Source organism: Streptomyces paromomycinus, assembly GCF_003865155.1.
In the GTDB taxonomy this organism is placed as follows: domain Bacteria; phylum Actinomycetota; class Actinomycetes; order Streptomycetales; family Streptomycetaceae; genus Streptomyces; species Streptomyces chrestomyceticus.
This window is the reverse complement of sequence record NZ_BHZD01000001.1, coordinates 6,072,303-6,096,563: the sequence shown is the minus strand read 5'-3', so window position 1 is coordinate 6,096,563 and position 24,261 is coordinate 6,072,303. Positions and strand designations below refer to the sequence as shown.

At 72.6% G+C, this 24,261-nt stretch carries 22 protein-coding genes and 1 other RNA gene; 9 read left to right on the top strand and 14 right to left on the bottom strand.

Annotated elements, in window-relative coordinates:
- Nucleotides 1–60: 60 nt before the first annotated feature.
- Nucleotides 61–1,359, bottom strand: coding sequence for an extracellular solute-binding protein (locus OEIGOIKO_RS26110; RefSeq protein ID WP_125056051.1), 1,299 nt, complete (start codon nucleotides 1,357–1,359; stop codon nucleotides 61–63).
- A gap of 299 nt (nucleotides 1,360–1,658) precedes the next feature.
- On the opposite strand from OEIGOIKO_RS26110, the gene OEIGOIKO_RS26105 reads away from it, so the two are divergent.
- Complete coding sequence (locus OEIGOIKO_RS26105; protein WP_170251862.1) at nucleotides 1,659–2,084, top strand: SSI family serine proteinase inhibitor; 426 nt, start codon at nucleotides 1,659–1,661, stop codon at nucleotides 2,082–2,084.
- Between the two features lie 161 nt (nucleotides 2,085–2,245).
- On the opposite strand, the gene OEIGOIKO_RS26100 is transcribed toward OEIGOIKO_RS26105, so the two are convergent.
- Nucleotides 2,246–2,542, bottom strand: a complete 297-nt coding sequence (locus OEIGOIKO_RS26100; RefSeq protein ID WP_125046688.1) for a DUF3039 domain-containing protein — start codon at nucleotides 2,540–2,542, stop codon at nucleotides 2,246–2,248.
- Nucleotides 2,543–2,637: 95 nt separating this feature from the next.
- Here OEIGOIKO_RS26100 and OEIGOIKO_RS26095 point away from each other — a divergent pair, with 95 nt between their 5' ends.
- On the top strand, nucleotides 2,638–3,003 hold the full coding sequence (locus tag OEIGOIKO_RS26095) for a hypothetical protein (RefSeq protein ID WP_125056049.1): 366 nt from the start codon (nucleotides 2,638–2,640) through the stop codon (nucleotides 3,001–3,003).
- 120 nt (nucleotides 3,004–3,123) lie between these two features.
- Here the strand turns inward: OEIGOIKO_RS26095 and OEIGOIKO_RS26090 are convergent, their stop codons facing one another.
- Nucleotides 3,124–3,714: a YqgE/AlgH family protein gene (locus OEIGOIKO_RS26090; RefSeq protein ID WP_030018029.1), complete on the bottom strand. Its 591-nt coding sequence runs from the start codon at nucleotides 3,712–3,714 to the stop codon at nucleotides 3,124–3,126.
- A gap of 298 nt (nucleotides 3,715–4,012) precedes the next feature.
- Between OEIGOIKO_RS26090 and murA the strand changes: the two genes are divergently transcribed.
- Nucleotides 4,013–5,359, top strand: a complete 1,347-nt coding sequence (gene murA / locus OEIGOIKO_RS26085) for a UDP-N-acetylglucosamine 1-carboxyvinyltransferase (RefSeq protein WP_031007446.1) — start codon at nucleotides 4,013–4,015, stop codon at nucleotides 5,357–5,359.
- 544 nt (nucleotides 5,360–5,903) lie between these two features.
- Here the strand turns inward: murA and OEIGOIKO_RS26080 are convergent.
- The 6 genes from OEIGOIKO_RS26080 to OEIGOIKO_RS26050 all read right to left on the bottom strand — a co-directional run bounded on the left by OEIGOIKO_RS26080 (nucleotide 5,904) and on the right by OEIGOIKO_RS26050 (nucleotide 13,634).
- Nucleotides 5,904–6,185 carry an HU family DNA-binding protein gene (locus tag OEIGOIKO_RS26080; RefSeq protein WP_004571953.1) on the bottom strand — a complete coding sequence of 94 codons (282 nt, stop codon included), beginning with the start codon at nucleotides 6,183–6,185 and terminating at the stop codon, nucleotides 5,904–5,906.
- 307 nt (nucleotides 6,186–6,492) lie between these two features.
- On the bottom strand, nucleotides 6,493–7,926 hold the full coding sequence (locus OEIGOIKO_RS26070) for an NAD-dependent malic enzyme (protein ID WP_031007448.1): 1,434 nt from the start codon (nucleotides 7,924–7,926) through the stop codon (nucleotides 6,493–6,495).
- Nucleotides 7,927–8,392: 466 nt separating this feature from the next.
- Nucleotides 8,393–10,867: a HelD family protein gene (locus OEIGOIKO_RS26065; RefSeq protein WP_174857220.1), complete on the bottom strand. Its 2,475-nt coding sequence runs from the start codon at nucleotides 10,865–10,867 to the stop codon at nucleotides 8,393–8,395.
- Between the two features lie 284 nt (nucleotides 10,868–11,151).
- Nucleotides 11,152–11,892: a zf-HC2 domain-containing protein gene (locus tag OEIGOIKO_RS26060; RefSeq protein WP_125056048.1), complete on the bottom strand. Its 741-nt coding sequence runs from the start codon at nucleotides 11,890–11,892 to the stop codon at nucleotides 11,152–11,154.
- Nucleotides 11,889–12,491 (bottom strand): sigma-70 family RNA polymerase sigma factor, encoded by a 603-nt coding sequence (locus OEIGOIKO_RS26055; protein ID WP_371858966.1) that lies wholly within the window; start codon nucleotides 12,489–12,491, stop codon nucleotides 11,889–11,891. The genes OEIGOIKO_RS26060 and OEIGOIKO_RS26055 overlap by 4 nt, the downstream gene beginning before the upstream one ends.
- Before the next feature lie 501 nt (nucleotides 12,492–12,992).
- Entirely contained in the window at nucleotides 12,993–13,634 is a 642-nt protein-coding gene (locus tag OEIGOIKO_RS26050) for a CGNR zinc finger domain-containing protein (RefSeq protein ID WP_125056047.1), read from the bottom strand.
- Between the two features lie 155 nt (nucleotides 13,635–13,789).
- On the opposite strand from OEIGOIKO_RS26050, the gene OEIGOIKO_RS26045 reads away from it, so the two are divergent.
- Complete coding sequence (locus OEIGOIKO_RS26045) at nucleotides 13,790–14,566, top strand: class I SAM-dependent methyltransferase (RefSeq protein ID WP_125056046.1); 777 nt, start codon at nucleotides 13,790–13,792, stop codon at nucleotides 14,564–14,566.
- A 47-nt stretch (nucleotides 14,567–14,613) separates the two neighbouring features.
- On the opposite strand, the gene OEIGOIKO_RS26040 is transcribed toward OEIGOIKO_RS26045, so the two are convergent.
- Both OEIGOIKO_RS26040 and OEIGOIKO_RS26035 read right to left on the bottom strand, forming a co-directional pair.
- Entirely contained in the window at nucleotides 14,614–15,864 is a 1,251-nt protein-coding gene (locus OEIGOIKO_RS26040; protein WP_125056045.1) for a uroporphyrinogen-III synthase, read from the bottom strand.
- Nucleotides 15,865–16,004: 140 nt separating this feature from the next.
- Complete coding sequence (locus OEIGOIKO_RS26035) at nucleotides 16,005–17,504, bottom strand: nitrate/nitrite transporter (RefSeq protein ID WP_125056044.1); 1,500 nt, start codon at nucleotides 17,502–17,504, stop codon at nucleotides 16,005–16,007.
- A gap of 309 nt (nucleotides 17,505–17,813) precedes the next feature.
- On the opposite strand from OEIGOIKO_RS26035, the gene OEIGOIKO_RS26030 reads away from it, so the two are divergent.
- From OEIGOIKO_RS26030 to OEIGOIKO_RS26015, 4 genes are all read left to right on the top strand, one after another.
- Nucleotides 17,814–17,957, top strand: a complete 144-nt coding sequence (locus OEIGOIKO_RS26030) for a lasso RiPP family leader peptide-containing protein (RefSeq protein WP_125056043.1) — start codon at nucleotides 17,814–17,816, stop codon at nucleotides 17,955–17,957.
- 198 nt (nucleotides 17,958–18,155) lie between these two features.
- On the top strand, nucleotides 18,156–20,033 hold the full coding sequence (locus OEIGOIKO_RS26025; RefSeq protein WP_125056042.1) for an asparagine synthase-related protein: 1,878 nt from the start codon (nucleotides 18,156–18,158) through the stop codon (nucleotides 20,031–20,033).
- 5 nt (nucleotides 20,034–20,038) lie between these two features.
- Nucleotides 20,039–20,293, top strand: a complete 255-nt coding sequence (locus OEIGOIKO_RS26020) for a lasso peptide biosynthesis PqqD family chaperone (protein WP_031007465.1) — start codon at nucleotides 20,039–20,041, stop codon at nucleotides 20,291–20,293.
- Nucleotides 20,290–20,700, top strand: a complete 411-nt coding sequence (locus tag OEIGOIKO_RS26015; protein WP_371858965.1) for a lasso peptide biosynthesis B2 protein — start codon at nucleotides 20,290–20,292, stop codon at nucleotides 20,698–20,700. Before OEIGOIKO_RS26020 ends, OEIGOIKO_RS26015 begins: the two co-directional genes overlap by 4 nt.
- 28 nt (nucleotides 20,701–20,728) lie before the next feature.
- On the opposite strand, the gene OEIGOIKO_RS26010 is transcribed toward OEIGOIKO_RS26015, so the two are convergent.
- Together OEIGOIKO_RS26010 and OEIGOIKO_RS26005 are read right to left on the bottom strand one after the other, a co-directional pair.
- A complete protein-coding gene (locus OEIGOIKO_RS26010; protein WP_246177535.1) occupies nucleotides 20,729–21,256 on the bottom strand; it encodes a DUF4232 domain-containing protein in 528 nt (175 codons plus the stop codon).
- A 103-nt stretch (nucleotides 21,257–21,359) separates the two neighbouring features.
- On the bottom strand, nucleotides 21,360–22,331 hold the full coding sequence (locus tag OEIGOIKO_RS26005; protein ID WP_125056041.1) for a LysR family transcriptional regulator: 972 nt from the start codon (nucleotides 22,329–22,331) through the stop codon (nucleotides 21,360–21,362).
- Between the two features lie 124 nt (nucleotides 22,332–22,455).
- Between OEIGOIKO_RS26005 and OEIGOIKO_RS26000 the strand changes: the two genes are divergently transcribed.
- Nucleotides 22,456–23,760, top strand: a complete 1,305-nt coding sequence (locus tag OEIGOIKO_RS26000; protein WP_125056040.1) for an MFS transporter — start codon at nucleotides 22,456–22,458, stop codon at nucleotides 23,758–23,760.
- A gap of 121 nt (nucleotides 23,761–23,881) precedes the next feature.
- Here the strand turns inward: OEIGOIKO_RS26000 and ssrA are convergent.
- Nucleotides 23,882–24,251, bottom strand: a transfer-messenger RNA (tmRNA) gene (gene ssrA / locus OEIGOIKO_RS25995).
- Between the last annotated feature and the right edge of the window lie 10 nt (nucleotides 24,252–24,261).

Genomic DNA, 24,261 nt, shown 5'->3' with positions numbered 1-24,261 from the left:
GGCGGCCGCCGGTGAGCGGCGTCCGGCCGCTCCCGGGGCGTGCTTCCTTGACCGTGAGCGTCACTTCTTGAACGCCTCGTTCATCTTCTTGGCCGCGTCGCCGGACGCCGTGGCGACGTCCTTACGGCCGCTGACGATCTCCTGGTACATCGTCGGCAGCACCAGCGAGGAGTCGATGCCGCCCCAGGCCGGGGAGGCCGGGACGAACTTGGCGCCGGCCTCCAGCGTCCGGACGAAGGGCTGCACGAACGGCTGCTTCTTCGCCGCCTCGGCCCGTACGTCGCCGTACGTCGGCAGGAAGCCCATCGCGTCGAACAGCCGCCGCTGGGTGTCCTTGCCGGCCAGCGACTTCATCAGGTCGACGGCCAGCGTGCGGTGCGAACTGCTCTTCAGCACACCGACGTTGTTGCCGCCCGCGAAGGCCGGGGCGATCGAGCCCTTCGTGGTGCCGGGCAGCGGCACGACCGCGTACTTGCCCTTGACCTTGCCGTCCTCCATGGCCTGGTGGCTGAAGTCGCCGCCGATCGTCATGCCTGCCTTGCCGGCGGCGAAGGCGGCGACGGAGTCGTTGCCGCCCATCTCGGCGCACTTGGCGGCCGGGCAGTTGGCGTCGCCGAAGAGGTCCGCGTACGCCTTGATGCCCGCCTGCGCCTTGGGGCTGTCCACGGCGGCGGTGTACGCGTCGCCCTTGCCGGTCGCCAGCTCGCCGCCGTGCGCCCAGAGGAAGGGCAGCGCGCCGTAGGTGTACGCGCCGCCGACGGAGATCCCGTACAGCTCGGGCCGCTCCGCGCGGATCTTGCGGGCGGTCGTGGCGACCTCTTCCAAGGTCGTGGGGACCGTGAGTCCCAAGTCCTTGAACACATCGGTGCGGTAGTACAGCGCCCGGACGCCGACGAACAGCGGCGCGCCGTAGACCTTGCCGTCCACGGTCACCGACTGCTTGGCCGCCGGGTCGGTGTCCTTGGCGTCCTTCCAGGCGCCGAACTCCTGGCTGACGTCGGCCAGTCCGCCGTCCTTCACGTACCCGGCGGTGTCGGTGTTGCCGTACTCGATGACGTCGGGGGCGCTCTTGGGGTCGTTGAAGGCGGCCTTGATGCGCTGGGCGCGGGTGTCGACCGGGATGTAGTCGACGTCGACCTTCGTGCCCTTGTGGGCAGCCTCGAAGTCCGCCACCGCCTTGCGGACGACTTCTTCCTTGGGCTTGTTGTTGACCTCCTGGAAGAGCCAGACCCGCAGCGTGCCGGTCTTGCTGTCCTCCTTGGCCCCGCCGCCCGAGGTGGACGGGGCGCAGCCGACGGCGGTGCCGAGGGCCAGGGCAAGTGCCGCGGCACGGGCGGCTGTTCGGGCGGAGAGCTGCATTGGGTACCCCCTGAAAGGTCGTTGCAACATACGCAACGGGCGTTTCGCCATGCACAATCCTCAGGAGGCTAAGCGCGCCGACGCTCCCCCACAAGAGCCGATCAGGCAACGGCACGGGCGACACGCCGCCACTGGCCCACATTCGTCGCCGATTCGCCCCGGTACGTCTATCTATGAATCAGATGTCCCTCCTCGGCTCCCAGAAGCGGCCCCGGGCCTCGTCCGCGCGGACCGGCCCCCGGCAGCACCTCCTGGAAGCAGCTCCCAGCCGCACGACACACAAAGGACCGACCGAACCCATGCGCGCAAGACCCGTACGCACCGCCCTGCTGGCCGTCGCCGCCCTGGGCCTGCTCCCCCTCACCGCCACCCCGGCCACCGCGGAGGCCCAGCCGGAGACCGGCGGCCGCCAGCACATCGCCATCCACGAGGGCACCGACCCCGCCGGCCCGCTCCTCGCCGCCGCCTACCTGCGGTGCTTCCCGACCGGCGGCAGCCACCCGACGCCGGAGGCGTCCTGCCTCAAGCTGGCCCTCGCCAACGGGGACTACGCCCGCGTCCCGCAGATCCGCCGCGCCTGCACGAGGATCTACCAGCCGGTCACCGTCGTCACCCACGGCACCTGGCACGGCCGGACGACCGCCTACCAGCACACCTATGCCAACCAGTGCATCGCCAACGCCGAGAGCGGCGACATCTTCAACCTCACCCCCTGGAACGACTGACCCACCCGGCGCACCCACACACAGAGGCCCGGTCCCCACGCGGGGACCGGGCCTCTGTGCACGGCGCGCACCACACGCGCGGCCCGCTCCTGGTACGGAACGGGCCGGACACGCGCGAGGCGGGCGGGGAGCCGCGCGCCGGCGCGCCGCCCCCGGACGGACTACTTCTTGCCGCCGCCGTCCTTACCGCCCTTGTCCTTGTCGCCGCCGGCGCCCATGGACTCGTAGATCTCCTTGCACATGGGGCAGACCGGGTACTTCTTCGGGTCCCGGCCCGGCACCCACACCTTGCCGCAGAGAGCGACGACGGGGGTCCCGTCGAGCGCGCTCGCCATGATCTTGTCCTTCTGGACATAGTGGGCGTAGCGCTCGTGATCGCCGTCACCGTGCGACGTCTGCGGCGTCGGCTCTACGAGGGTCCCCGTACCTGCCCCGCGCTCGGGCTCAACAGTGCTCATAACCGCCAAGGGTACCGACGCGCGCGGCGTGCCGGGAGCGGCGGCCCGTACGCGAGGACCGCCTCGCTGAACGCACCGTGACGAGAGAGGTTGGCATGTCGCAGACCGAAGGCGCACGACTGTTCCGGGAGAGCTGGATCGCGGGGGTGCGCCGGCACTTTCCCGGGGAGCCCAAGGCCGGGTACGTCACTCCGTGGGACGACACCCCGCAATGGGAGCGCGACGCCGCCGGGGCCGTCTACACGCAGATCCGTCAGTTCGTGGAGGTCAGCGGGGGACGGACGTCGAGGCTGTCCCGTGAGCAGAAGAGCCGGTTCGTCGCGACGTGCTGGACGGCCCAGATGTTCAAGCACTTCGAGGACCCCAAGCCCGGCTACGTGGCCGACTGGGCCGACCTGCCGTCCTGGCAGCGGGAGACCGACGCGGACATTTTTGACGCCGTCGAGGAGGCGTTGGGCTGAGCTGTCGAGGCGAGGCGGGAGGGGCGGTGGCACAGCGGATTGGGCGGTGGCCTACCGGGCGCGCGTCTGCATCCCCCCAGCGGGGTTTACCCGGTGCGGGGTGGGGTGGAACCCGGGGCGTCAGTTCAGTGACGGGTCGTCCGGGTACGTCGCCACCATCGCCAGTTCGTTGCGCTGGCGGCGCAGGACCGCTCGCCAGAGTTGTTCCGGGTCCGGGGAGGACACGTCGCCCGGTTCGGACTCGACGACGTACCAGGCGCCCTCGACCAGTTCGTCCTCCAGCTGGCCGGGGCCCCAGCCCGCGTAACCGGCGAAGATCCGCAGGCTGCCGAGCACCGTGGAGAGAAGTTCGGGCGGGGCTTCCAGGTCCACCAGCCCTATGGCGCCGTGCACGCGGCGCCAGCCCAGCGGGCCGTCGCCGACCAGTGCGCTCTCCGGGGTCTCGGGACCGCCCGGCACCACGGCCACGCCGAGGGCCGAGTCCAGCGAGACCGGGCCGCCCTGGAAGACCACGCCGGGCTCGCCGGCCAGGGACGCCCACGGCTGGAGGATGTCGCCGACGCCCACGGGCGTCGGGCGGTTGAGGACCACGCCGAGGGACCCCTCCTCGTCGTGGTCGAGCAGGAGCACCACCGCACGGTCGAAATTCGGGTCGGCGAGCGCCGGTGTGGCGACGAGCAGCCGGCCGGTGAGCGAGGACACCTCGGTCATGGGGACATGATCCCGCACTTCGGACCGCCGCGGGGAGTCAACTGCGGTACCCGGGCGAGAGCAGCGCAGGGCGTACGACGGCAGCCCCGGCGCACGGGTCGGTGACAGAGACGGCATAGCGGGGCATAGCCGTACGCAACGTACCGAAAGTCGATTACAGAGCAAAGGCGGACCGTAGCGGAGGGTGTTGTGACAAAGCCATTACACGCCCCGAACCCGCTCCGGCCTACGGGCACCCCCTCCCCCGCCCTTACCATTTCCCCTTGGCCCCCTGTCCGTCTCCAGGAACGCGAGATCCATGACCGTCTCTACCGACGACGTACTGCTTGTCCACGGCGGCACCCCGCTGGAGGGCGAGATCCGGGTTCGCGGCGCGAAGAACCTCGTGCCCAAGGCCATGGTCGCCGCGCTGCTCGGCAGCGGCCCGAGCAGACTGCGCAATGTGCCCGACATCCGCGACGTACGCGTCGTACGCGGCCTGCTGCAGCTGCACGGCGTCACGGTGCGCCCCGGTGACGAGGCGGGCGAACTCATCCTCGACCCGTCGCACGTGGAGAGCGCCAATGTCGCCGACATCGACGCGCACGCCGGCTCCTCGCGCATTCCGATCCTCTTCTGCGGCCCGCTGCTGCACCGCCTCGGCCACGCCTTCATCCCGGGCCTGGGCGGCTGCGACATCGGCGGCCGCCCGGTCGACTTCCACTTCGACGTGCTGCGCCAGTTCGGCGCGACCATCGAGAAGCGGGCGGACGGGCAGTACCTGGAGGCTCCGCAGCGGCTGCGCGGCTGCAAGATCCGCCTGCCGTACCCGTCCGTCGGCTCGACCGAGCAGGTGCTGCTGACCGCCGTCCTGGCGGAAGGCGTCACCGAGCTGTCGAACGCGGCCGTGGAGCCGGAGATCGAAGACCTGATCTGCGTCCTGCAGAAGATGGGCGCGATCATCTCCATGGACACCGACCGGACCATCCGGATCACCGGTGTCGACAAGCTGGGCGGCTACAACCACCGCGCGCTCCCGGACCGCCTGGAGGCGGCCTCCTGGGCGTCCGCGGCGCTGGCCACCGAGGGCAACATCTACGTGCGCGGCGCGCAGCAGCGCTCGATGATGACCTTCCTGAACACCTACCGCAAGGTCGGCGGCGCCTTCGAGATCGACGACGAGGGCATCCGCTTCTGGCACCCGGGCGGCTCGCTGGACGCGATCGCCCTGGAGACCGACGTGCACCCCGGTTTCCAGACCGACTGGCAGCAGCCGCTGGTCGTCGCCCTGACGCAGGCGTCCGGCCTGTCCATCGTCCACGAGACGGTGTACGAGTCCCGGCTCGGCTTCACGTCGGCGCTCAACCAGATGGGTGCGCACATCCAGCTGTACCGCGAGTGCCTGGGCGGCAGCGCCTGCCGCTTCGGGCAGCGCAACTTCCTGCACTCGGCGGTGGTGTCCGGACCGACCAAGCTGCAGGGCGCCGACCTGGTCATCCCGGACCTGCGGGGCGGCTTCTCGTACCTGATCGCCGCGCTCGCGGCGCAGGGCACCTCGCGGGTGCACGGCATCGACCTGATCAACCGGGGCTACGAGAACTTCATGGAGAAGCTCGTGAGCCTGGGGGCGCACGTGGAGCTGCCGAACGGGGCGCTGAGCGCCTGATCGGCAGCGAGCGAAGAGGCGGTCGTCCGGGAGGGCGGCCGCCTTTTCTGCTGCGCTCGGGCGCCGCGCCAGGCCATATGCTGTTTGCTTACGCGAATGATTGAATGCGGGCCTTCGGGTCGGGTGACACTCGCGGGCCGGAGCTCCGGGGATTGCGGTTGCGACGGGCGTGCGAAGGGTGGGGGCGGGGGCCCGCGCCTTCGCCGGTGACGGTCCTCCGCATGCCGCCCGAAAGGCGTTCGTACGACGTTCGTACGACGTTCGTACGACGCCCGAGTGCCGTCCGTACGACGTCCGCGGCCTGCCCCCGCCCCATGAGCCGCTTCTACGCCCCTGTAGAGCAACGGGAGGCATCAGGAGACACAAGGGCCCCACCGGCCCCATCCGCGGGCCTTCTGGGCGCCTGCGTGGCCGCTGAACGCCGTACTCCGGAGGCCGGACGCCGGGTGCCGGATGTCGCGTACGCAAAAGAGCGGCCGTCCCCCGAAGGGGACGGCCGCTCTCACGCCTTTGTCACCAGGGGGCCGGTCGGGCCCCCGGCGGCTTACTTGCCCTTGGCGGCTTCCTTGAGCTTGGAGCCCGCGGAGACCTTCACGCTGTAGCCGGCCGGGATCTGGATCGGGTCGCCGGTCTGCGGGTTGCGCGCGGTGCGAGCGGCACGGTGGGTGCGCTCGAAGGTCAGGAAGCCGGGGATGGTGACCTTCTCGTCGCCCTTGGCGACGACCTCGCCGACGGTCTCGGCGAGCGCGGCCAGAACGGCGTCGGCGTCCTTGCGGGTCACCTCGGCACGGTCGGCCAGAGCGGCCACCAGCTCACTGCGGTTCATGTTTGTACTCCCGTGTTCTTCTTGCCAATGAGGCGTGAGATCGAAGCCGATGCTGCCAGGGCCCTTGGACGGTGCCCGGACCCGGGTCTGCTGACAGACCCTCGCGCCCGGATACGCATCCTGCCCCCACCTGCGGCGGTAAAGCCAATCCGGCACCCAGGAGGGTCACACGAAAAGCGCCACTGCCTCAGAGTGGTGACGTCCCGCACCGTGCCCCACCGGGCCGACCCCGCAGGGCGGCGGCCGTTCGCTGCCCGCCACCCTATGGGGGCGCCGCGGGCCCGGTGCCACGCGACGCGCCGGGCGGTCAGGCCGTCGTGGCGGCCGTCACAGCCTCTCCCGCGGCCTTCGCGGCTTCCTTCACCGCGTCGGCCACCGCGCCCGCGACCTTGTCGTTGAAGACGCTCGGGATGATGTAGTTCGCGTTGCGCTCGTCGTCCAGGACGACGTCGGCCAGCGCGCCGGCCGCGGCCAGCATCATGTCCGTGTTCACCGTACGGGACTGCGCGTCCAGCAGGCCGCGGAAGACGCCCGGGAAGACCAGCACGTTGTTGATCTGGTTGGGGAAGTCGGAGCGGCCGGTGGCCACGACGGAGGCGGTCTGCCGCGCGATCGCGGGGTCCACCTCGGGGTCGGGGTTGGCGAGTGCGAACACGATCGCGCCCTGCGCCATCTTGGCGACGTCGTCGCCGTCCAGGACGTTGGGGGCGGAGACGCCGATGAACACGTCGGCGCCGACGACGGCCTCCTTGAGGGTGCCGGTCTCGCCCTCCGGGTTGGTGTTGTCGGCGATCCAGCGCAGCGGCGAGTCGGGGTCGGCGTCGACCAGGTCCTTGCGGCCGGCGTGCACCACGCCGTCGATGTCGGCGACGACGGCGTGCTGGATGCCGGCCGCCATCAGCAGCTTGAGGATGGCCGTACCGGCGGCGCCGGCGCCGGACATCACCACGCGGACGTCCTCGAACTTCTTGTCCACCACGCGCAGCGCGTTGGTCAGCGCGGCGAGCACCACGATGGCGGTGCCGTGCTGGTCGTCGTGGAAGACCGGGATGTCCAGGGCCTCGCGCAGCCGGGCCTCGATCTCGAAGCAGCGGGGCGCGGAGATGTCCTCCAGGTTGATGCCCGCGAAGCCGGGGGCGATCGCCTTGACGATCTCCACGATCGCGTCGGTGTCCTGGGTGTCCAGGCACAGCGGCCAGGCGTCGATGCCGGCGAAGCGCTTGAAGAGGGCCGCCTTGCCCTCCATGACGGGCAGCGCGGCCTTGGGGCCGATGTTGCCCAGGCCCAGCACGGCGGAGCCGTCGGTGACGACCGCGACGCTGTTGCGCTTGATGGTCAGGCGGCGGGCGTCCTCGGGATTGTTGGCGATGGCCTGGCAGACCCGGGCGACGCCGGGGGTGTAGACCATCGACAGGTCGTCACGGCTGCGGATGGGGTGCTTCGACTGCATCTCGATCTTGCCGCCGAGGTGCATCAGGAACGTACGGTCGGAGACCTTGCCGAGCGAGACGCCCTCGATGCCGCGGAGCTTCTCGACGATCTCGTCCGCGTGGGCGGTGGAGGTCGCGGCGATGGTGACGTCGATGCGGAGCTTTTCGTGGCCGGAGGCGGTCACATCGAGACCGGTGACGGAGCCGCCGGAGGACTCCACGGCGGTGGTGAGCTGGCTGACCGCCGTACCGCTCGCGGGAACCTCCAGTCGCACCGTCATCGAATACGAGACGCTAGGCGCCGTTGCCATGGCCGACTTCCTCTGCTTTCCCTTGTTTCTCTCTGCGCGCCGCTCCGGGGTCCTCAGGAGGGGCCGGGCCGGAGTGCGAAGACCGATCGTCCCACCTACCAGCCGGTAGACGGTAACCAGCCACTCATTCCGGAAAGATTTTTCCACCATACGAGAGGGTGCGGTCGAACGGAAGACCTGGTCGGCAACCGCCGATGAACAGTGCGCGAACGCCGACGGGCGCCTCCCGGATTGCTCCGGAAGGCGCCCGTCGTGTGGTTCAGTGACACCGACCCGCCATGCTCGCCTCGCGGCAAGTGGTCGCTCGTAGCGACTATGGTTGGGCCCGGGGGCTTGGATCGGGCCGGTGCCACCATCAAGGCTAACAAACCATCCCTGGAAGCGAATCCCGTCCCGCCACCTTCTTTCGCGGCGGGGCACCGCCGTTCGGCGGACACCCGCAGACAGCCGGGGACGCCCCGGCCGTTCAGTCCCTGAGCAGGTCCGGGACCCCGTCCTCGTCCGGTTCGTCGCGCGTCCCGGACAGCACGGTCAGCTGCTGGGTGGCCCGGGTCAGCGCCACGTACAGCACCCGCAGCCCGGCCGGCGACTCGTCCGCGATCTCGGCGGGCGAGACCACCAGTGTCGCGTCGTACTCCAGGCCCTTGGCCTCCAGCGAGCCCAGCGCCACCACCCGGTCGCCCAGCTCCGCCAGCCAGCGGCGCGCCTCGGCGCGCCGGTCCATCGCGACGACGACGCCGACGGTGCCGTCCACCTCGTCCAGCAGCTGCCTGGCCGCTTCCCGTACGGACCCGGCCAGGTCCTTCTCGTCGGCGACGGCGAAGCGCGGCGTCAGGCCCGTGGAGCGGACCGCCTCCGGCGCCTCCATGCCCGGCATGGCCAGCGCCAGCACCCGCGCCGCAAGCTCCGCGATCTCCGCGGGGTTGCGGTAGTTGACGGTGAGGGTGAAGCGGCGGCGGGGGCGGGTGCCCAGCGCCTCGTCGCGGGCGACGGCCGCCTCGTCCGGGTCGGACCAGGACGACTGCGCCGGGTCGCCGACCACCGTCCACGTCGCGTGCCGGCCGCGGCGGCCGACCATCCGCCACTGCATGGGCGTCAGGTCCTGCGCCTCGTCGACGATGACGTGGGCGTAGTCCGTACGCTCCTCCTCCAGGCGCTCGCGGCGGCTGCGTCCTCCGCCGGACATACGGTCGGCGTACGTGCTCAGCTCCTCCAGCCCGGTGAGCTGGTCCAGCGGGTCGGCGTCGCGGGTCCTGGCGGGCCGGGGCGGCGCGCCGAGGATCAGCTGGAGTTCGTCCAGGAGTGCCACGTCGTGGACCGACAGCGGGCCCTGTCCCGTGTCGTCCAGACGGCTCAGCGAACGGGCCAGCTTGCGTACCTCGCGCTGGTTGAGCACCCGGCGCGCCCAGCGGCCGAGGCGGCGCTCGTCGGCCATGGCGGCCAGTACGCCGCGCGGGGTCAGCTCCGGCCACCAGGCGTCGAGGAAGTCCTGGAAGTCCGGCTCGGTGGTGATGTCCTCGTCGAACGCCTGGCGGGCCTCGGCGGCCAGTTCCGGGTCGGTGTAGCGCTTGGCCGCGCCGGACCGGGACCAGAGGGCGTCCAGGATCAGGCGGCGGGCGCGCGGGCGCAGCAGGTTGACCGGCGCGGTGCCGCCGAGGGCGGAGTGCCGGATGCGGTGCAGGTCGCGTGCGTCCAGTTCGACGCGGGCGCCGAAGACGACGACGCGCAGCCGGTCCGGGGGCCCGGCGGGGGTCTCCGCGGGCTCGTCGTCCTCCTCGCCGAAGGCGAGCTGGCCGTCGGGGAGCGCGGCGGCGGACGTGGAGACGGGCTTGGATGCGGGCTTGGATGCGGGCTTGGATGCGGCGGCCCCCGCGGACGCCGTACCGGCCGTTTCCAGGGCCCCGCGCGCCGCCTTGCGCAGCAGTTTCTGCATGCGGCTGGAGCCCTTGACGCGGGCGACGGCCGGGGAGTCGTACGCGGTGGCCTCGGCGCCGTCCACAAGCGACCCCAGCGCCCGGATGGCGACCTGCCCCTCCTCCCCGAGGGACGGCAGGACGCCCTCGGTGTACGCGACGAGCAGCGGCGTCGGGGAGACGATGAGGATGCCGCCCGCGTAGCGGCGGCGGTCCTGGTAGAGGAGGTAGGCGGCGCGGTGCAGCGCCACCGCGGTCTTGCCGGTGCCGGGGCCGCCCTCGACCTCCGTGACGGAGGCGGCGGGGGCCCGGATGACCATGTCCTGCTCGGCCTGGATGGAGGCGACGATGTCGCGCATCGTGTGGCTGCGGGCCCGGCCCAGGGCGGCCATCAGCGCGCCGTCGCCGACCGCGGGCAGTTCCTCGCCGTCCAGCGTCGCGGTGATCTCCGGGCGCATCAGGTCGTCCTCGACGCCCAGGACGCGGCGGCCCTTGGAGCGGATGACCCGGCGGCGTACGACGCGGCCGGGGGCGACCGGGGTGGCCCGGTAGAAGGGCGCGGCGGCGGGTGCGCGCCAGTCGATGACCAGCGGGCTGTAGTCGGCGTCCAGCACGCCGAGGCGGCCGATGTGCAGGGTCTCGGCGATCTCGGCGCGGCCGTCGGCGATCGCGCCGTCGGCGGGTTCCACGGAGGTGTACGCGCCGTCCGGGCCCTTCTTGCCGTCCTTGCCCAGGAGCAGGTCGATCCGGCCGAAGAGGAAGTCCTCGTACTCGGAGTTGAGCCGGTTCAGGTGGGCGCCGGCCTGGAAGACCTGGGCGTCCCGCTCGGCGAGGGCGCCGGGCGTGCCGACCTGGCCGCGTTTGGCGGCGTCGTCCATGAGGAACTCCGCCTCGTGGATCTTCTCCTCCAGACGCTGGTAGACACGGTCGAGATGCTCCTGTTCGGAAGCGATCTCGCGGTCACGAGTGCTGTCCGGCTGTGCGTCGTGGACGGAGTCCGGCGCGTGCGTGGCATTCTGCGCGGCCACCCAGGCCCCCTTCTTCTGTGCGTAGGGCAGCCGTCAACCGTACGCGAACCGGGCACCGGGCGCACCTGACCCAAAGGACGAAATCACCACCGGGCGGGAGCAAACCGGGCACCGTGGACGGGCGGGCGGGGCGGAATCAGCGGTTCCGATCAATCGGGAGGGGACCGGTCGGCAACCGGGAGGGGACCGGTCGGCAACCGGGAAGGGACCGGTCGGCTATCGGGAGGGGCCCGGTCGGCCGGTCACACCTCGCGCTCAGGGCCGGGCGGCCGGTCGCACACCGGTCACACCTTGATCTCGGCCAGCCGCCTGCCGTCGAGCGTGCGGACCTCGAAGCGGTCGATGTAGGAACGGTTCATCGCCGAGCCGCCGTGGGTGTAGAGCGGCTCCTTGTTCCACTTGGCGGCGCCGTCCTTGAGGCCGTAGCCGCCCGGGGGCACCGCCCAGGTCGTCACGGTCTGCTCCGCGCCGCTCTTGCCGACCGCGACCAGGTCGCAGGTCAGCGGTCCCTTGACGTTGCCCAGCTTGAGGGCGACGTGGGTGCCCCAGGGCTTGCGCTCCATGGAGACGCTGGCGGCGACCTTGGTCACCGGGTCGACCGTGCCGGCCTTCTCGCCGTGCTCGTACATCGCGCGGGCGTAGCCCGTCAGGTGCTCCGGGCTCTCCTCGGCCTCCCCCGCGGTCAGCGCGTACGTGGCCAGCGGGCCGCCGGCGACCAGTACGGCAGCGGCGGCGACCAGGTACAGGCGGCGCCGGCGGCGGGTGCGGCGCACCGCGCCGACCTCCTCCAGCAGCCCCGCCAGGAGGCCCGGCCCGGGAACCGGAGTGACCGCCTCCGGGTCGGGCGCCGACTCGCTGACGTCGGCGAGCAGCGGCGGCAGGCCCAGCAGGCCGTCCAGTTCGGCGGCGCACCGGCCGCAGTCGGCCAGGTGCTCCTCGAAGCGAGCCGCCTCGGCGGCGTCCAGGACGCCCAGCGCGTAGGCGCCGACGTCGGTGTGTGCTACGGGCTCAACGGGCCGCTTCACGCCGTCACTCCTCGTTCTTCGAGCGAGAGCTTCAGGGAGCGCAGGGCGTAGAAGACCCGGGACCGGACGGTTCCGGCCGGCACCCGCAGGACTTCGGCCGCCTCATTGACCGTACGCCCCTTGAAGTAGGTCTCTATCAACGCCTCCCGATGGGCCGCACTGAGGTCGCCGAGCGCTTCGGTGATCGTCATCAGGCGCAGGGCCCGGTCGATCTCGTCGGCGGCCGGCATCGATTCCAGCGGGCCGGCGTCGACCTCCTGGGGACGCGCCTGACGGCTGCGGTGACTGTCGATGACGATGCGCCGGGCGACGGTGACCAGCCAGGGACGGACGGACCCGGTCGCGCGCTGCAACTGGCCGGCGTTGCGCCAGGCCCGCAGCAGGGTCTCCTGCACCACGTCCTCCGCCCGGTGCCGGTCCCCGGCGACCAGGCGCAGCACGAAGGCGAGCAGCGGGCCGGCGTGCTCCTCGTACAGGGCCCGCATCAGCTCCTCGTCCGGCGCCGTACTGTCTGCCACGTCGGCATCCTCGCGCACGCCAACTCCCGGGTCGATAGCGCGGATCGGACATTCGCTGCGCACGGGCATCAGCGCTCGCATCCGTCGCCGGTGTCACTGCCGCCACCTTCCGCACCGTCGATCACCTCGATCTGCCGTCCGCGGCCGGGCTCGCGCATGTCCGCCCCCTCGTCTCGCATTCCGGGCCGATCAGGACCTGGGTAAAGGCCCCTTCAGCCAGCAGTACGGGGGTCGGAGCGCCGCGGCTCAGTACTCGCCGGGTGAATTCGGGCGGGGGTGACGGGGGTTAGGGAGTACGGGCGGGTGTTCGACGAAGGGGCCGTACGCATTCCCCGGTACGCGGGACGGTTGACGGAGCGGTTCATGGGGCCGTTCGCGGGACGGTCCATGGGGCCGTTCATGAGGCCGTTCGCGGGACGGCTTTCCGCCGGGAGGCGTCGGAGAGCGGCCCCGAGGGGCGCCGTCTGCATTTCCGGCCGGGGTGTCCGGGTGCCCGGCGGGGACAGCACTGAATGGTTTCTCTTTCAATCTCCGTACGCCACCATTCCCGCGCCCCCGGAGGCGGCACCCTTACCGGCCCGCTTAAGTGTTCGTCGGCACCCCGCGTACGGCAGGGAGCTGAACCTGAGCGCTCACAGGGGGCTGCCGGCCCGCGCGGCTCTCCGCCCGCCGGCGATGCCGGGCCACCCGTTCCCGGTTCCCGCACACCTCGCTGGAGCACCACCGGCGCCGCCGCCCGCGCGAGGTGTCCAGGTACACCAGCGCGCAGCTCTCGCCCTCGCACTGCCGCAACTGGCCACGGGTGACCGCGTCGGTCAGCATCCCTATGGCGTCCCGTGCCACCGCCGCCAGCAGTCCGGCGCAGTCGGGGGGCGCGGAGAGCGCGCGGACGAGGGCGCCGTCGTCGGCGCGTACGGCGCGGGCGGGCGGGACCGGGGCGGCGGCCGCCGCCGCGTTGAGCAGGCGCAGGTCGCCGTCGGCGGCCCGGCCGCGCAGTTCGTCGTGGACGACGCGGCGCAGCAGTTCGCGCAGCATCCGGAAGCGTACGACCCAGCCGCGGTCCACGGCGCCGAGCTGGGTGCTGCCGGGGACGACGCCCGCGCCCACCAGCCAGGCCGCCAGTTGTTCGGGGCCGGCCAGCCGTTCGGCGGACCGGCCGGTCGTGGCCATCAGGTCCAGGCAGATCCGCCCGCAGTCGAACCGCAGGTCAAAAGGCGCCGCCATGTGCCCGTCACTCCTTGGGAGACAACCTCTGCCCTATCAGAGTGCCCGGCGCGGCCCCCCGCCGGAACCCTCGGCACCGCCGCGTACCGGGCCCCGCCCTGCGTATACATGGCGTGTATGCATCGCGTGTATACCCCTGTTGTATAGTCCGGGGCATGTCGGCCAAGACCCTGCTCAAGAACCGCTCCAGCCTGACGCACAAGGTCCGTTACGCGGTCAGCAATCCGGCGCGGATCGCGCCGTACCTCAAGCGCACCGCCCGCGATTCCTGGCTGCGCCTCAAACACCCCGACCACGTCGCGTACTACCGCGCCGTGATGGCCTCCGACGCCGGCCGCAACCCGGAGGCCGCGGTCGGCAGCCGCAGCCACGAACGCTGGCTGGCCCTGGGCGAGATGCAGTTCACCTACCTGACGGAACACGGGCTGCGTCCCGACATGCGGATGCTGGACATCGGCTGCGGCAACCTGCGGGCCGGCTGGCGCTTCATCGCCCACCTCGACACCGGCAACTACTACGGCATCGACATCTCGCCGGACATCCTGATATCCGCCAAGAAGACCCTGGCCACCTACGAACTGCAGGACAAACTCCCGCACCTGACGATCACCCAGGACCTGACCTTCGACTTCCTGCCGGACCGGCACTTCGACGTGGTGCACGCGCACAGCGTGTTCTCGCACTCGCCGCTGTCCGTGATCGACGAGTGCTTCCGGCACGTCGGCCGCATCCTGGCGCCCGGCGGGTTCTTCGACTTCACCTTCGACCGCACCGAGGGCACCGAGCACCAGGTGCTGCGTGAGGACTTCTACTACCGCACCGGGACGCTGCTGGCGCTGGCCCGCAAACACGGGCTGGAGGCCCGGTTCATGGAGGACTGGGAGACCCGTCCGCACGGCCAGTCCAAGATCCGGGTGACGAACCCCGCGTAGCGGCCGCGGTTCGGACACCCCCGGACACAGCCGTACGGCGCGGTACGTCACCCGTCGCCGTACTTGGCCCCCACCTGCGGGTCGAGCGCCAGCCGGTACCCCCGCTTGACCACCGTCTGGATCAGCTTGGGCGCGCCGAGCGCCCCCCGCAGCCGGGCCATCGCCGTCTCCACCGCGTGCTCGTCACGCCCCGCACCCGGCAGGGCGCGCAGCAGGTCGGCGCGGGAGACGACCCAGCCGGGGCGGCGGGCCAGTGCGCGCAGCAGCGCCATCCCCGCCGGGGGCACGGGCCGCAGCGCGCCGTCCACCAGGACGGCCTGCCCGCGGATCTCCATCCGCCGCCCGGCGACCGTCAACGGGCGGACCCGCTCAGGCAGTTCACGGCACAGCAGCTGGACGAGCGGGCCGAGCCGGAACCGTTCGGGCTGGTACGTGGTCACCTCGTGCGCTTCGAGGGGCAGCGCGGTGACCGGCCCGACGCAGGCGGGCAGCACGTCGCGCCGCAGCGCGTCCAGCAGCCCGTCCCGCAGGCCGCGTTCCTCGGCGCGGCGCAGCAGCGAGGTGGCGGCGGGCGCGCTGGTGAACGTGATCGCGTCCAGAGTGCGGCCGACCGCCGCGTCCAGCAGCCGGTCGACGGGGGCGATGTCGGCGGGCGGCATCCAGCGGTAGACCGGTACACCGACCACCTCGGCGCCGCCCGCCCGCAGCGACTCCACGAAACCGGGCAGCGGTTCGCCGTGCAGCTGGAGGGCGATCCGGCGCCCGCGCACGCCTTCCTCCAACAGCCGGTCCAGCACCTCCGCCAGCGACTCGGACTGCGGCGACCAGGCCTCCGTCAGCCCGGCCGCGCGGATCGCGCCCTTGACCTTCGGGCCGCGCGCCAGCAGCTCGACGGCGCCGAGCCGGGCGAGCAGCGCCTCGCCGAGCCCCCAGCCCTCGGCGGCCTCGATCCAGCCCCGGAAGCCGATCGCGGTGGTCGCGATCACCACGTCCGGGGCCCGGCCGATCAGGTCCTCGGTGGCGGCGAGCAGTTCCGCGTCGTCCGGCAGCGGCACGATGCGCAGCGCGGGGGCGTGCAGGACCTGGGCGCCACGCCGTTCGAGCAGGACGCCCAGCTCCTCGGCGCGGCGGGCGGCGGTCACCCCGACGGTGAAGCCGTCCAAAGGGCGTACGTCCGGGGCGCCCGGCTGTGCGCCCGGCGCGGCGTCCCGCGCCGGGTCGGCGTGCCGCCCCGCGCCGTCCGGTGCGCCGTCCCGTGCGCCGTCGTCGTGACGCTCGTCGTGCTCGCCCTCGTGCATCGTCCGTCCCTGGCTCGTCCTGGCTCCGGTGCCGCCGGGCACCGGTGGCGGTCCGAGCCTGCCAACCGCCGGTGACAGGCTCGCTCCCGCAGTATTTCCCAGCTGTTACGGACCACGGCGGCCGCCCGGCGCGGCGCGCGTCACACCTCCGCGAGCGCGGGCTCCGCCGCCTCCCGGTCCCGTACGGCCACGGCGGCCGCCACAGGCCTCAGGTATACGGCCCAGGTCACCGCGGAGCACAGCGCGTAACAGCCGAGGAAGGCGACGAACGCCGGGGTTCCGGAGCCCCCGGCCTGGAACGCCTGGCGGAAGGCGAGGTTGACGCCGAGCCCGCCGAGCGCGCCGACGGCGCCGATCAGTCCCATCGCCGCGCCGGACAGCCGCCGCCCGTGGGCCGCTGCCGCCTCGCCGGTCAGGCCCTTCGCCAGCGCCTTGGCCTGGAAGATGCCGGGGATCATCTTGTACGTGGAGCCGTTGCCGAGGCCGCTGAGCACGAACAGGACGACGAACCCGGCGAGGAAGACCCCCAGCGAGTGCCGCGCCGAGGCCACGATCACCACGCCCGTGGCCAGGGCCATCGCCGCGAAGTTCGCGAGGGTGATCCGGGCCCCGCCGTACCGGTCCGCCAGCCGGCCGCCCACCGGCCGCACCAGCGACCCGAGCAGCGGCCCGAGGAAGGTCAGCGACGCCGCCTGGAGGGGCGTGCGCGCGAACTGGGTCTGCAGGACCAGGCCGAAGGCGAAGCTGTAGCCGATGAACGAGCCGAAGGTGCCGACGTAGAGGAGCGAGACGAGCCAGGTGTGCGGGTCGCGGGCGGCGTCCCTGGCCGCTCCGGTGTCGTTGCGCACCGGGCGCAGGTTGTCCATGAACAGGGCCGCCAGTACGGCGGCGACCACGATCAGCGGCAGGTAGACCGCGAGCACCAGTCGGGGGTGTGCCGCGCCGGCCGTGGCGATCACGAGCAGCCCCAGCAACTGGACGACGGGTACGCCGATGTTGCCGCCGCCCGCGTTGAGGCCGAGCGCCCAGCCCTTCTTCCGCAGCGGGTAGAAGGAGTTGATGTTCGTCATGGACGAGGCGAAGTTGCCGCCGCCGATCCCCGCCAGCGCCGCGACCAGGAGAAGGACGGTGTACGAGGTGCCCGGCCGCACCGCGTACGCCGCGGCGGCGGTGGGAATCAGCAGCAACGCCGCGCTGAACACCGTCCAGTTGCGGCCGCCGAACCGCGCCACCGCGAAGGTGTACGGCACCCGCAGCAGCGCCCCCACCAGCGTCGGCACCGCCACCAGGAAGAACTTCCCGGCCGCGTCGATCCCGTACTCGGGGCCCATGAACAGCACCAGCACCGACCACAGGCTCCAGACGGAGAACCCGATGTGCTCGCAGAGGATGGAGAGCGCGAGATTGCGCCGGGCGATCCGCCGCCCGCGGCCGCGCCAGAAGGCTTCGTCCTCCGGGTCCCAGTGCTCGATCCAGCGGCCGGGTCCCCGGGCGGGGGTGCGGGCTCGGGCCGCCGCTTCTCCGCCCGCGGCTGTTTCTGTCGTTCCTGTCGTTGCCGCCTTTTCTGCCGCTCCTGCCGTTTCTGGTGTTGCTGGTGTTGCTGTCGTTGCTGTGTCCGCCGTCGCGTCGGTGCCCGTCATCGCGCCTCCCAGCTGCCGGTTGCCGCCGTACCGCGACGCTAGGAAGGCCGCGTTTCCCCTCTGTGGCGGCGCGTGACCGCCGCGAAACCTTGCGCTCACCGCGTCCGGGAGCGCGCGGTGAGCGGAGAACGCGCTGGTGGCGCACAACCGCCGGAGGTTACGCCAATGCACCCCGTGCGCCCCCGACGTCACTCGTTAGGGGCAATGGCAGGGAGCGGGGACTTTGGCAACATCTCCCTTGGATGCGTTGAGTAATCGCGTGGACACCCAGAGTGTTCGCGCCGTGACCACGGGAAGGGGACGCAGCCGATGCGGGACGTACAGGAACGCGACGAAGTGACCGAGTACGAGGCGCCGGAGCTGGCCGACGCGGGCGCTTTCGCCGAGCGGACGCTCGGGTTCACCGGTGAACTCGCAGACAGCTGGGGCGGGCTGCACAGCACCTTCTGGTGACCTCCGGCCCCCCGGCCGCGCCGACCCCCGGTCCGGCGGCCCCTGCCCGGGCGCGCACCGTCCGTCCCGGCAGGGGCCGCCCCCACCACCACGGCATCCGTCACCTACGACCCATGACCTGTCCGCAGCCGCCGGCACCCGTCCGCACCCGACCATGTGCCGTACACCCGCACCGCACGCCAGGGGTGGTAAGTCATCGTGGATTTCGTCGTCTTCCCCGACCATCCCGCGACCGGTCCGCTGTGTCTGAACCTGCGCCGCGACCCCGCCGTGCGCACGGTGCGCCACCCCTCCGGACGCCCCTGGGTCATGGGGCACTGGACCGATGACGAGGCCGTCGCGGCCGGTTCGGGTCCGGACCGGCTGCTGCTGCTCGGCACGACCTCGGCGGACGCCGGGACCCTGGGCCGGATGCTGCGCCGCCTGCGCCGACTGGACGACCTCGACACCCGGGTCCGCGAACTGCCCGGCAGCTTCTTCCTGCTGGCCGCGATGGGCTCCCGTACCCGGTGCCAGGGCAGCCTGTCGACGGTCCGGCAGCTCCACCACGCGACCGTCAACGGCGTCACGGTCGCCGGCAGCCGCCCGCAGGACCTCGCGGCGCTGGCCCGGGAGGCGGCCGCCGTCGGCCTGCCCACCGGCGCGCCCGGCCTCGGTACGGTCGACGACGAGAGCCTGGCGCTGCGGCTGCTCACGCCGTTCGCGCCCTTCCCGCTCGCCCAGCGCCCGGCCTGGCGGGCGGTGCACGCCGTACCGCCGGGCCACTGCCTGACCTTGGGCGCCGACGGACGGCACGGCACGGCGCGCTGGTGGCGGCCCCCGCAGCCCGACCTGTGGCTGGAGGACGCCGCCGAGTCCGTACGGGACGCGCTGACCGAGGCGGTCCGGGTGCGCGCCCGCCGCCCGGCGCTCAGCGCCGACCTCTCCGGCGGCATGGACTCCACCAGCCTGTGCTTCCTCGCCGCCCGAGAGGACACCCGGCTGATCACCACGGCCTGGGTGTGCCGGGACGAGGCCAACGACGACAACGTCTGGAGCGACCACGGCGCGGCCCTGCTCCGCACCGCCGAGCATGTCCCTCTCCCCTACGCCGACGCGCCCACCTGGTACACACCCCCGTCGCCCGCGCACACCGACCCGGCCGGCCCGCTCGCCGTGATCCGCGAGAGCGCCCGGCTCGGCCACCAGGCACGCATCGTCGCCGCCCGCGGCTCCCGTACCCATCTGGTCGGCGTCGGCGGCGACGAACTGTTCGCCCCGCGCCCGGTGGCACTGAACTCCCTGGCCCGTACGGACTTCCGGTCCGCCGCCCGGCGCGCGTGCACGGCCCGCCGCCTCGGCCGCTGGACGCTGGTGGACACCCTGCGCACCCTGTTCGGCGGCGTCCCGTACCCGCAGTGGCTGGAGTCCTGCGCCGACCGGATCGTGCCCGGTGTGCGGTCCGGCGACAGCGGCGCCGACTGGGAGGTCGTACCGGCCATGCCGCCGTGGGCGCACCCGGACGCGGTGTCCACCGTGCGCCGCCTGGTGCGCGACGCCGCCGCCGGGGAGCCCGAGCCCTTCGCGCCGCTGCGCTGCCAGCACGAGACGCTGCGGGCCGCCGCCCGCGCCGGGGAGATCGTGCGCGGCGCGGCCGCCCTGACCGCGCGGCACGGTGTCACCTTCGAGGCGCCGTTCCTCGACGACACCGTCATCGAGGCCGCACTGACCGTGCGCCTCGTGGACCAGGTCGCGGTCGGCTCGTACAAGCCCCTGCTCAGCGCGGCCATGCGCGGCATCCTGCCGGACGCGGTGCGGGCCCGGGGCACCAAGGGCGAACACAGCGCCGAGGTCTACGCGGGCCTGCGCCGCCACCGCCGGGCCCTGTCCGCCCTCTGCGACGACTCGCACCTGGCCGGGCTGGGCCTGATCCGGCCCGAGATGCTGCGGACGGCCCTGACCTCGCTCCAGCCGCTCGCGCACACCCTGCATCCCCTCGACCCCACCCTGGCGGCCGAGTACTGGCTGCGCTCCCTCCGGGAGACGCAGGCCCCCGTCCCCACCCGCCCCACCGTTCCCGCCGCGGAAGGAGCCTGAACCCGATGTTCGCCCTCGCCCCCCACGTCAGCAGCGTGCGCACCCCCGGAGGCATGGTGCTGCTCAACGCCCGTACGGGCCGCTACTGGCAGATGAACAACACCGGCGCGTTCGTCCTGGAGCATCTGCTCGCGGGCGGCACCTGCGCGTCGGCCGCCGACGAGCTGCGCCACCGCCACCCCTCGGCGGCGGACCGGGTGGCCGCGGACGCCGTCGCCCTGCTGGAGTCGCTCCGGTCGGCGAAGCTGGTGACCTCGTGAGCATCCCGGTCGCCCTGGGCATGCCCGCACGCCTGTCCTTCGCGGAACGCTGCGCCGCCCTCGGCTGCGTCGTCGCGGCCCGCCTCCTGACGCGCTGCTCCCCCCGTAGGCTGTGCCGCGCGCTGGAGGCCGTACGGCGCGGCGCCCGCCCCGCCACCGAACCGGAGGCCGCGCGTGCCCGGCACGCCGTCGTCACGGTCAGTGTGCGCTGCGCGGGCAACGGCTGCCTGCAACGCTCCGTGGCGACCGCCCTGTTGTGCCGCCTGCGCGGCCACTGGCCCCAGTGGTGCACGGGTGTCCGTACGGAACCGTTCCGCGCCCACGCGTGGGTGGCGGTGGACGGCCGTCCCGTGGGCGAGCCCGACGACACCCGGCTCTACCAGCCGTTGCTGACCGTCCCCCGGTAGGTCCGCGTCCCCGGACGCCGCGGGCCGGTCAGCCGGCCGCCGCCCGCGGCGGTGCCATCCGGATCACGTCGCCGCAGACGTCCATCCCGGTCTCCCGGCCCTTCTCGTCCTGTATCGGCGCCATCGCGTCGTTGCCGGTGTCGCGGGGTGCCGCCGCCACGGCGTGGCCGTTGGTGAAGCAGTCGCCGAGAGCCGGTCCCGCGCCCGCGGGGTCCCGGTACCGGAAATCGATCACGACGCTGCCACCGCTGGGCAGGCCCACCGGCCGCGTCCGGCCCTGCCCGACGCCGTTCGCGAAGGGCCCCTTGCCGAGGAACACCCGGAAGGCCGGGTAGCCGCCGAAGACGCACTTGCCGGAGCCGGTGTTGACCGCCGAGAGCCGGCCTTCCCGGTGCGTGGTGCGCGCCTTCTTCTTCAGGACCGTGACCTTCCACTTCAGGTTCTTGGTGGCGCACTTCGCGTGCAGTGCGTCGACGCGCGGGTCGTCACAGGCGACCAGGCCGCCACTCAGAGCGAGCACGGCCAGGGCCGCCACGGTCAGCGGGCGCTTGCGCACGGGAACCCCCTTCGATGTCCGGCTACGGTTCCTGACGCCCTTAGGGAGGGATTCCAGCGCTTACAGGTTGCTTATACGGTGAAAATTCGGCAGCCGGGGGCGGTCATCGGCCGTGCGCCATCAACGCGGCGTCCTCGTCCGGCAGCCACACCGGGCCCTCCGGCCGCCGGAGCCAGCCCCGTTCGGCCGCCAGTCTCCGGCCGGCCGCCCGCAGCGCGTCCAGGCCCGCGTGGCGCAGACCGCGCCGCCACACCAGGGATATCGGCGAGAGCGGCACGGGGTCGGTGACCGGCCGCAGCGCCATGCCGGGCACGTCGATGAACTCGACGCTGGCCAGCACCGACCAGCCCTGCTTACGCACCACGCGCATGAACTCCGCCGATCCCTCGATCTCCGGGAACGGCGCCGCCATCGCGATGTCCCGTCCGGCGAAGAGGCGCGCGGCGAGGTCGGTCCACTCGGCGGTGTGCGGGTTCCCCGCCCCGGCGTAGAGGGTCTCGCCCGCGAGCTCGGCCAGCGGGACGGCGGGGCGGGCCGCCAGCGGGTGGTCCGCGTCCAGCAGGACGGCCATCGGCTCGTACCGTACGGGCTGGTGCTCCAGACGGGCCCGGACGGCCGGGGGCAGTCCGGCGAGCCGCCCGAAGGACACGTCCAGCCGGCCGGCGGCGAGTTCGGCCGCCGCGCCGGTCAGGCCGCTGTGGTAGCGCGCGACGAGTTCACAGGCGGGGGCCAGGCGGCGGGCTTCCTCCAGGACGGCGTGCGCCGTGCCGATGGGGACGCTGACGTCGACCAGCAGCGGGCGGTCGTCGGGGGCGCGGAAGGCGGCGGCCAGGTCGTCGTGGGCGGCCAGCACCTGGCGCGCGTACGGGAGCAGCCGGGCGCCGTCCTCGGTGAGGGCGACCCGGCGCGTCGTACGGTCGAAGAGGTCGGCGCCCACTTCCCGTTCCAGCCGCCGGATGTCGCGGCTCAGTGCCTGCTGGGCGATGTACAGCCGGGCGGCGGCGCGGGTGAAGTGCAGTTCGTCGGCGACGGTGGTGAAGGCGCGGAGCAGGCGCGGGTCGAGGTCTCGGGGCACGCGCACATCGTGCCACCGGCGTGCGCGGGGGCCGGACGCGCCGATGGCATTGACAACAGGAACGCGTGAATGCGCGCACTTCAGGTGTTGGACGGGGAACGGCGCTCCCGGCGACGGTAGTTGTGTGATCCTCTTCCTCGCCGCCCGGCCCGTGACCGCCCCGCCCGTCCGCCCCGTTCCGCCGTCCGCCCGCCGTCGGCGCCGCCGCTGCCCCGCCGCGCTCCGGCGCGTACTCGCTCCGTACGGACGGATCTTCGCCGTCCCCGGCACCCGCGCCTTCACCGCCGCCAACCTCCTCGCCCGGCTGCCCATGGGCATGTTCAGCGTCAGCGCCATCCTGATGATCGCCGGGTCGCGCGGCTCGTACGCGCTGGCCGGGGCGGTCACCGCCACGGGGCTCGCGGCGACGGCGGTCGCCGGGCCGTGGACGGCGCGGCTGGTCGACCGGTACGGGCAGGCCAGGGTCGCCGTCCCCGCGACGGCGCTGGCCGTGCTCGGGTCGCTGGCGCTGCTGCTGTGTGTCCACTTCGGTGCGCCGTCCTGGACGCTGTTCGCCGCGTACGCCTGCACAGCGACCACACCGAACACCGGCGGCATGGCGCGTGCCCGCTGGGCCCACCTCCTGCGGGACGACCCGCGCGCGCTGCACACCGCCAATTCCTTCGAGCAGGCGGCGGACGAGGTGTGCTTCATGCTCGGGCCGGTGCTGGCCGCCTTTCTGTGCACCGGGCTCTTCCCGGAGGCGGGCACGCTGACCGGCGCGGTGCTGCTGCTGACGGGTGTGCTGCTGTTCGCCGCCCAGCGCCGTACGGAGCCGCCGGTCGCGCCCGCGTCCGCCCACCACGGCGCCGGACAGCTGGTGACGGCGCTGCTGCCCCTCCTGCTGACCTTCCTCGCCACCGGCGCGGTCTTCGGCTCGCTGGAGGTCGTCACGATCGGCTTCACCGACGCGCACGGACAGCGCGCCGTGGCGGGCGCGCTGCTCGCCCTCCAGGCGGCCGGGTCCTGCGCGGCGGGCCTGCTGTACGGGGTGCTGCGCCCGTCCGGGCCCGCGGACCGCCGCTTCGTACGGTGCGTCACCGCGATGGCCGCGCTGATGTGGCTGCCGTTCGCGGCGGCGGGCGCGGGCGGCGGAATTCTCCTGGCGGCGGCCCTCCTGCTCGCCGGGATGGCCACGGCGCCGACCATGGTCACCGGGATGGGACTGATCCAGTCCCGGGTGCCGGCCGGCCGCCTGAACGAGGGCATGACGCTGGCCGTCACCGCGCTGCTGACCGGCATCGCGGCGGGCTCGGCGGGCGGCGGCTGGGCCGTGCAGCACCTGCCCGCCGGGACCCCCGCGGGCTACACCGTGCCCGCCGCGGCGGCCGCCCTGGCCCTGACCGCGGCCGTCACCGCCCACCCCGTACGGGCCCGGCGGCCCGCGTGAGGCCCGGGCCCCGGAAGCAACGACAAAGGCGGCAACGACAAAGGCCCCGCTGCCTGGGCAGCGGGGCCTTCGCCTCACATGGGGTGACGGGTCCGGGGGCCAGGGCCTCCGGTTCTCCGTCGAGTGGAGATGGCGGGAATCGAACCCGCGTCCAACGGTGCGGAAACAGGGCTTCTCCGAGCGCAGTCCGCTGCGATTTTCTCGGCCCCGGAGATCTCGCGGACAAGTCTCCGACGGGCTCAGTCACTGTTTGATTTCCTCCTAGGACCCGTGACCGGACCTAGAAGTTTAGTTCCCTAGCTGATGCCAGGATCCGGGTCGGGAACACCCCCGGGCTGACACTTCGCAGGTCGCTACTTAGGCAGCGAGGGCGAAGGAATCGCGCTTGGTGTTGGCGATTATTTTTTGCGACATATGGTTTACGAGATCATTGCCGCTTCCTCGGCTCGCTTCCCCTGCTTCGACATCCGCTGTCGAAACCGATCATCCCCATGTTGTTTT

Bases quoted from the DNA above. Each gene is read 5' to 3' on its own strand.
- OEIGOIKO_RS26035 (WP_125056044.1), bottom strand. From the start codon at position 17,504: ATGACGGGCACCGACGCGACGGCGGACACAGCAACGACAGCAACACCA.
- OEIGOIKO_RS26105 (WP_170251862.1), top strand. From the start codon at position 1,659: ATGCGCGCAAGACCCGTACGCACCGCCCTGCTGGCCGTCGCCGCCCTG.
- OEIGOIKO_RS26050 (WP_125056047.1), bottom strand. From the start codon at position 13,634: ATGGCGGCGCCTTTTGACCTGCGGTTCGACTGCGGGCGGATCTGCCTG.
- OEIGOIKO_RS26040 (WP_125056045.1), bottom strand. From the start codon at position 15,864: ATGCACGAGGGCGAGCACGACGAGCGTCACGACGACGGCGCACGGGAC.
- OEIGOIKO_RS26100 (WP_125046688.1), bottom strand. From the start codon at position 2,542: ATGAGCACTGTTGAGCCCGAGCGCGGGGCAGGTACGGGGACCCTCGTA.
- murA (WP_031007446.1), top strand. From the start codon at position 4,013: ATGACCGTCTCTACCGACGACGTACTGCTTGTCCACGGCGGCACCCCG.
- OEIGOIKO_RS26070 (WP_031007448.1), bottom strand. From the start codon at position 7,926: ATGGCAACGGCGCCTAGCGTCTCGTATTCGATGACGGTGCGACTGGAG.
- OEIGOIKO_RS26030 (WP_125056043.1), top strand. From the start codon at position 17,814: ATGCGGGACGTACAGGAACGCGACGAAGTGACCGAGTACGAGGCGCCG.
- OEIGOIKO_RS26090 (WP_030018029.1), bottom strand. From the start codon at position 3,714: ATGACCGAGGTGTCCTCGCTCACCGGCCGGCTGCTCGTCGCCACACCG.
- OEIGOIKO_RS26045 (WP_125056046.1), top strand. From the start codon at position 13,790: ATGTCGGCCAAGACCCTGCTCAAGAACCGCTCCAGCCTGACGCACAAG.
- OEIGOIKO_RS26080 (WP_004571953.1), bottom strand. From the start codon at position 6,185: ATGAACCGCAGTGAGCTGGTGGCCGCTCTGGCCGACCGTGCCGAGGTG.
- OEIGOIKO_RS26095 (WP_125056049.1), top strand. From the start codon at position 2,638: ATGTCGCAGACCGAAGGCGCACGACTGTTCCGGGAGAGCTGGATCGCG.
- OEIGOIKO_RS26055 (WP_371858966.1), bottom strand. From the start codon at position 12,491: ATGCGAGCGCTGATGCCCGTGCGCAGCGAATGTCCGATCCGCGCTATC.
- OEIGOIKO_RS26110 (WP_125056051.1), bottom strand. From the start codon at position 1,359: ATGCAGCTCTCCGCCCGAACAGCCGCCCGTGCCGCGGCACTTGCCCTG.
- OEIGOIKO_RS26020 (WP_031007465.1), top strand. From the start codon at position 20,039: ATGTTCGCCCTCGCCCCCCACGTCAGCAGCGTGCGCACCCCCGGAGGC.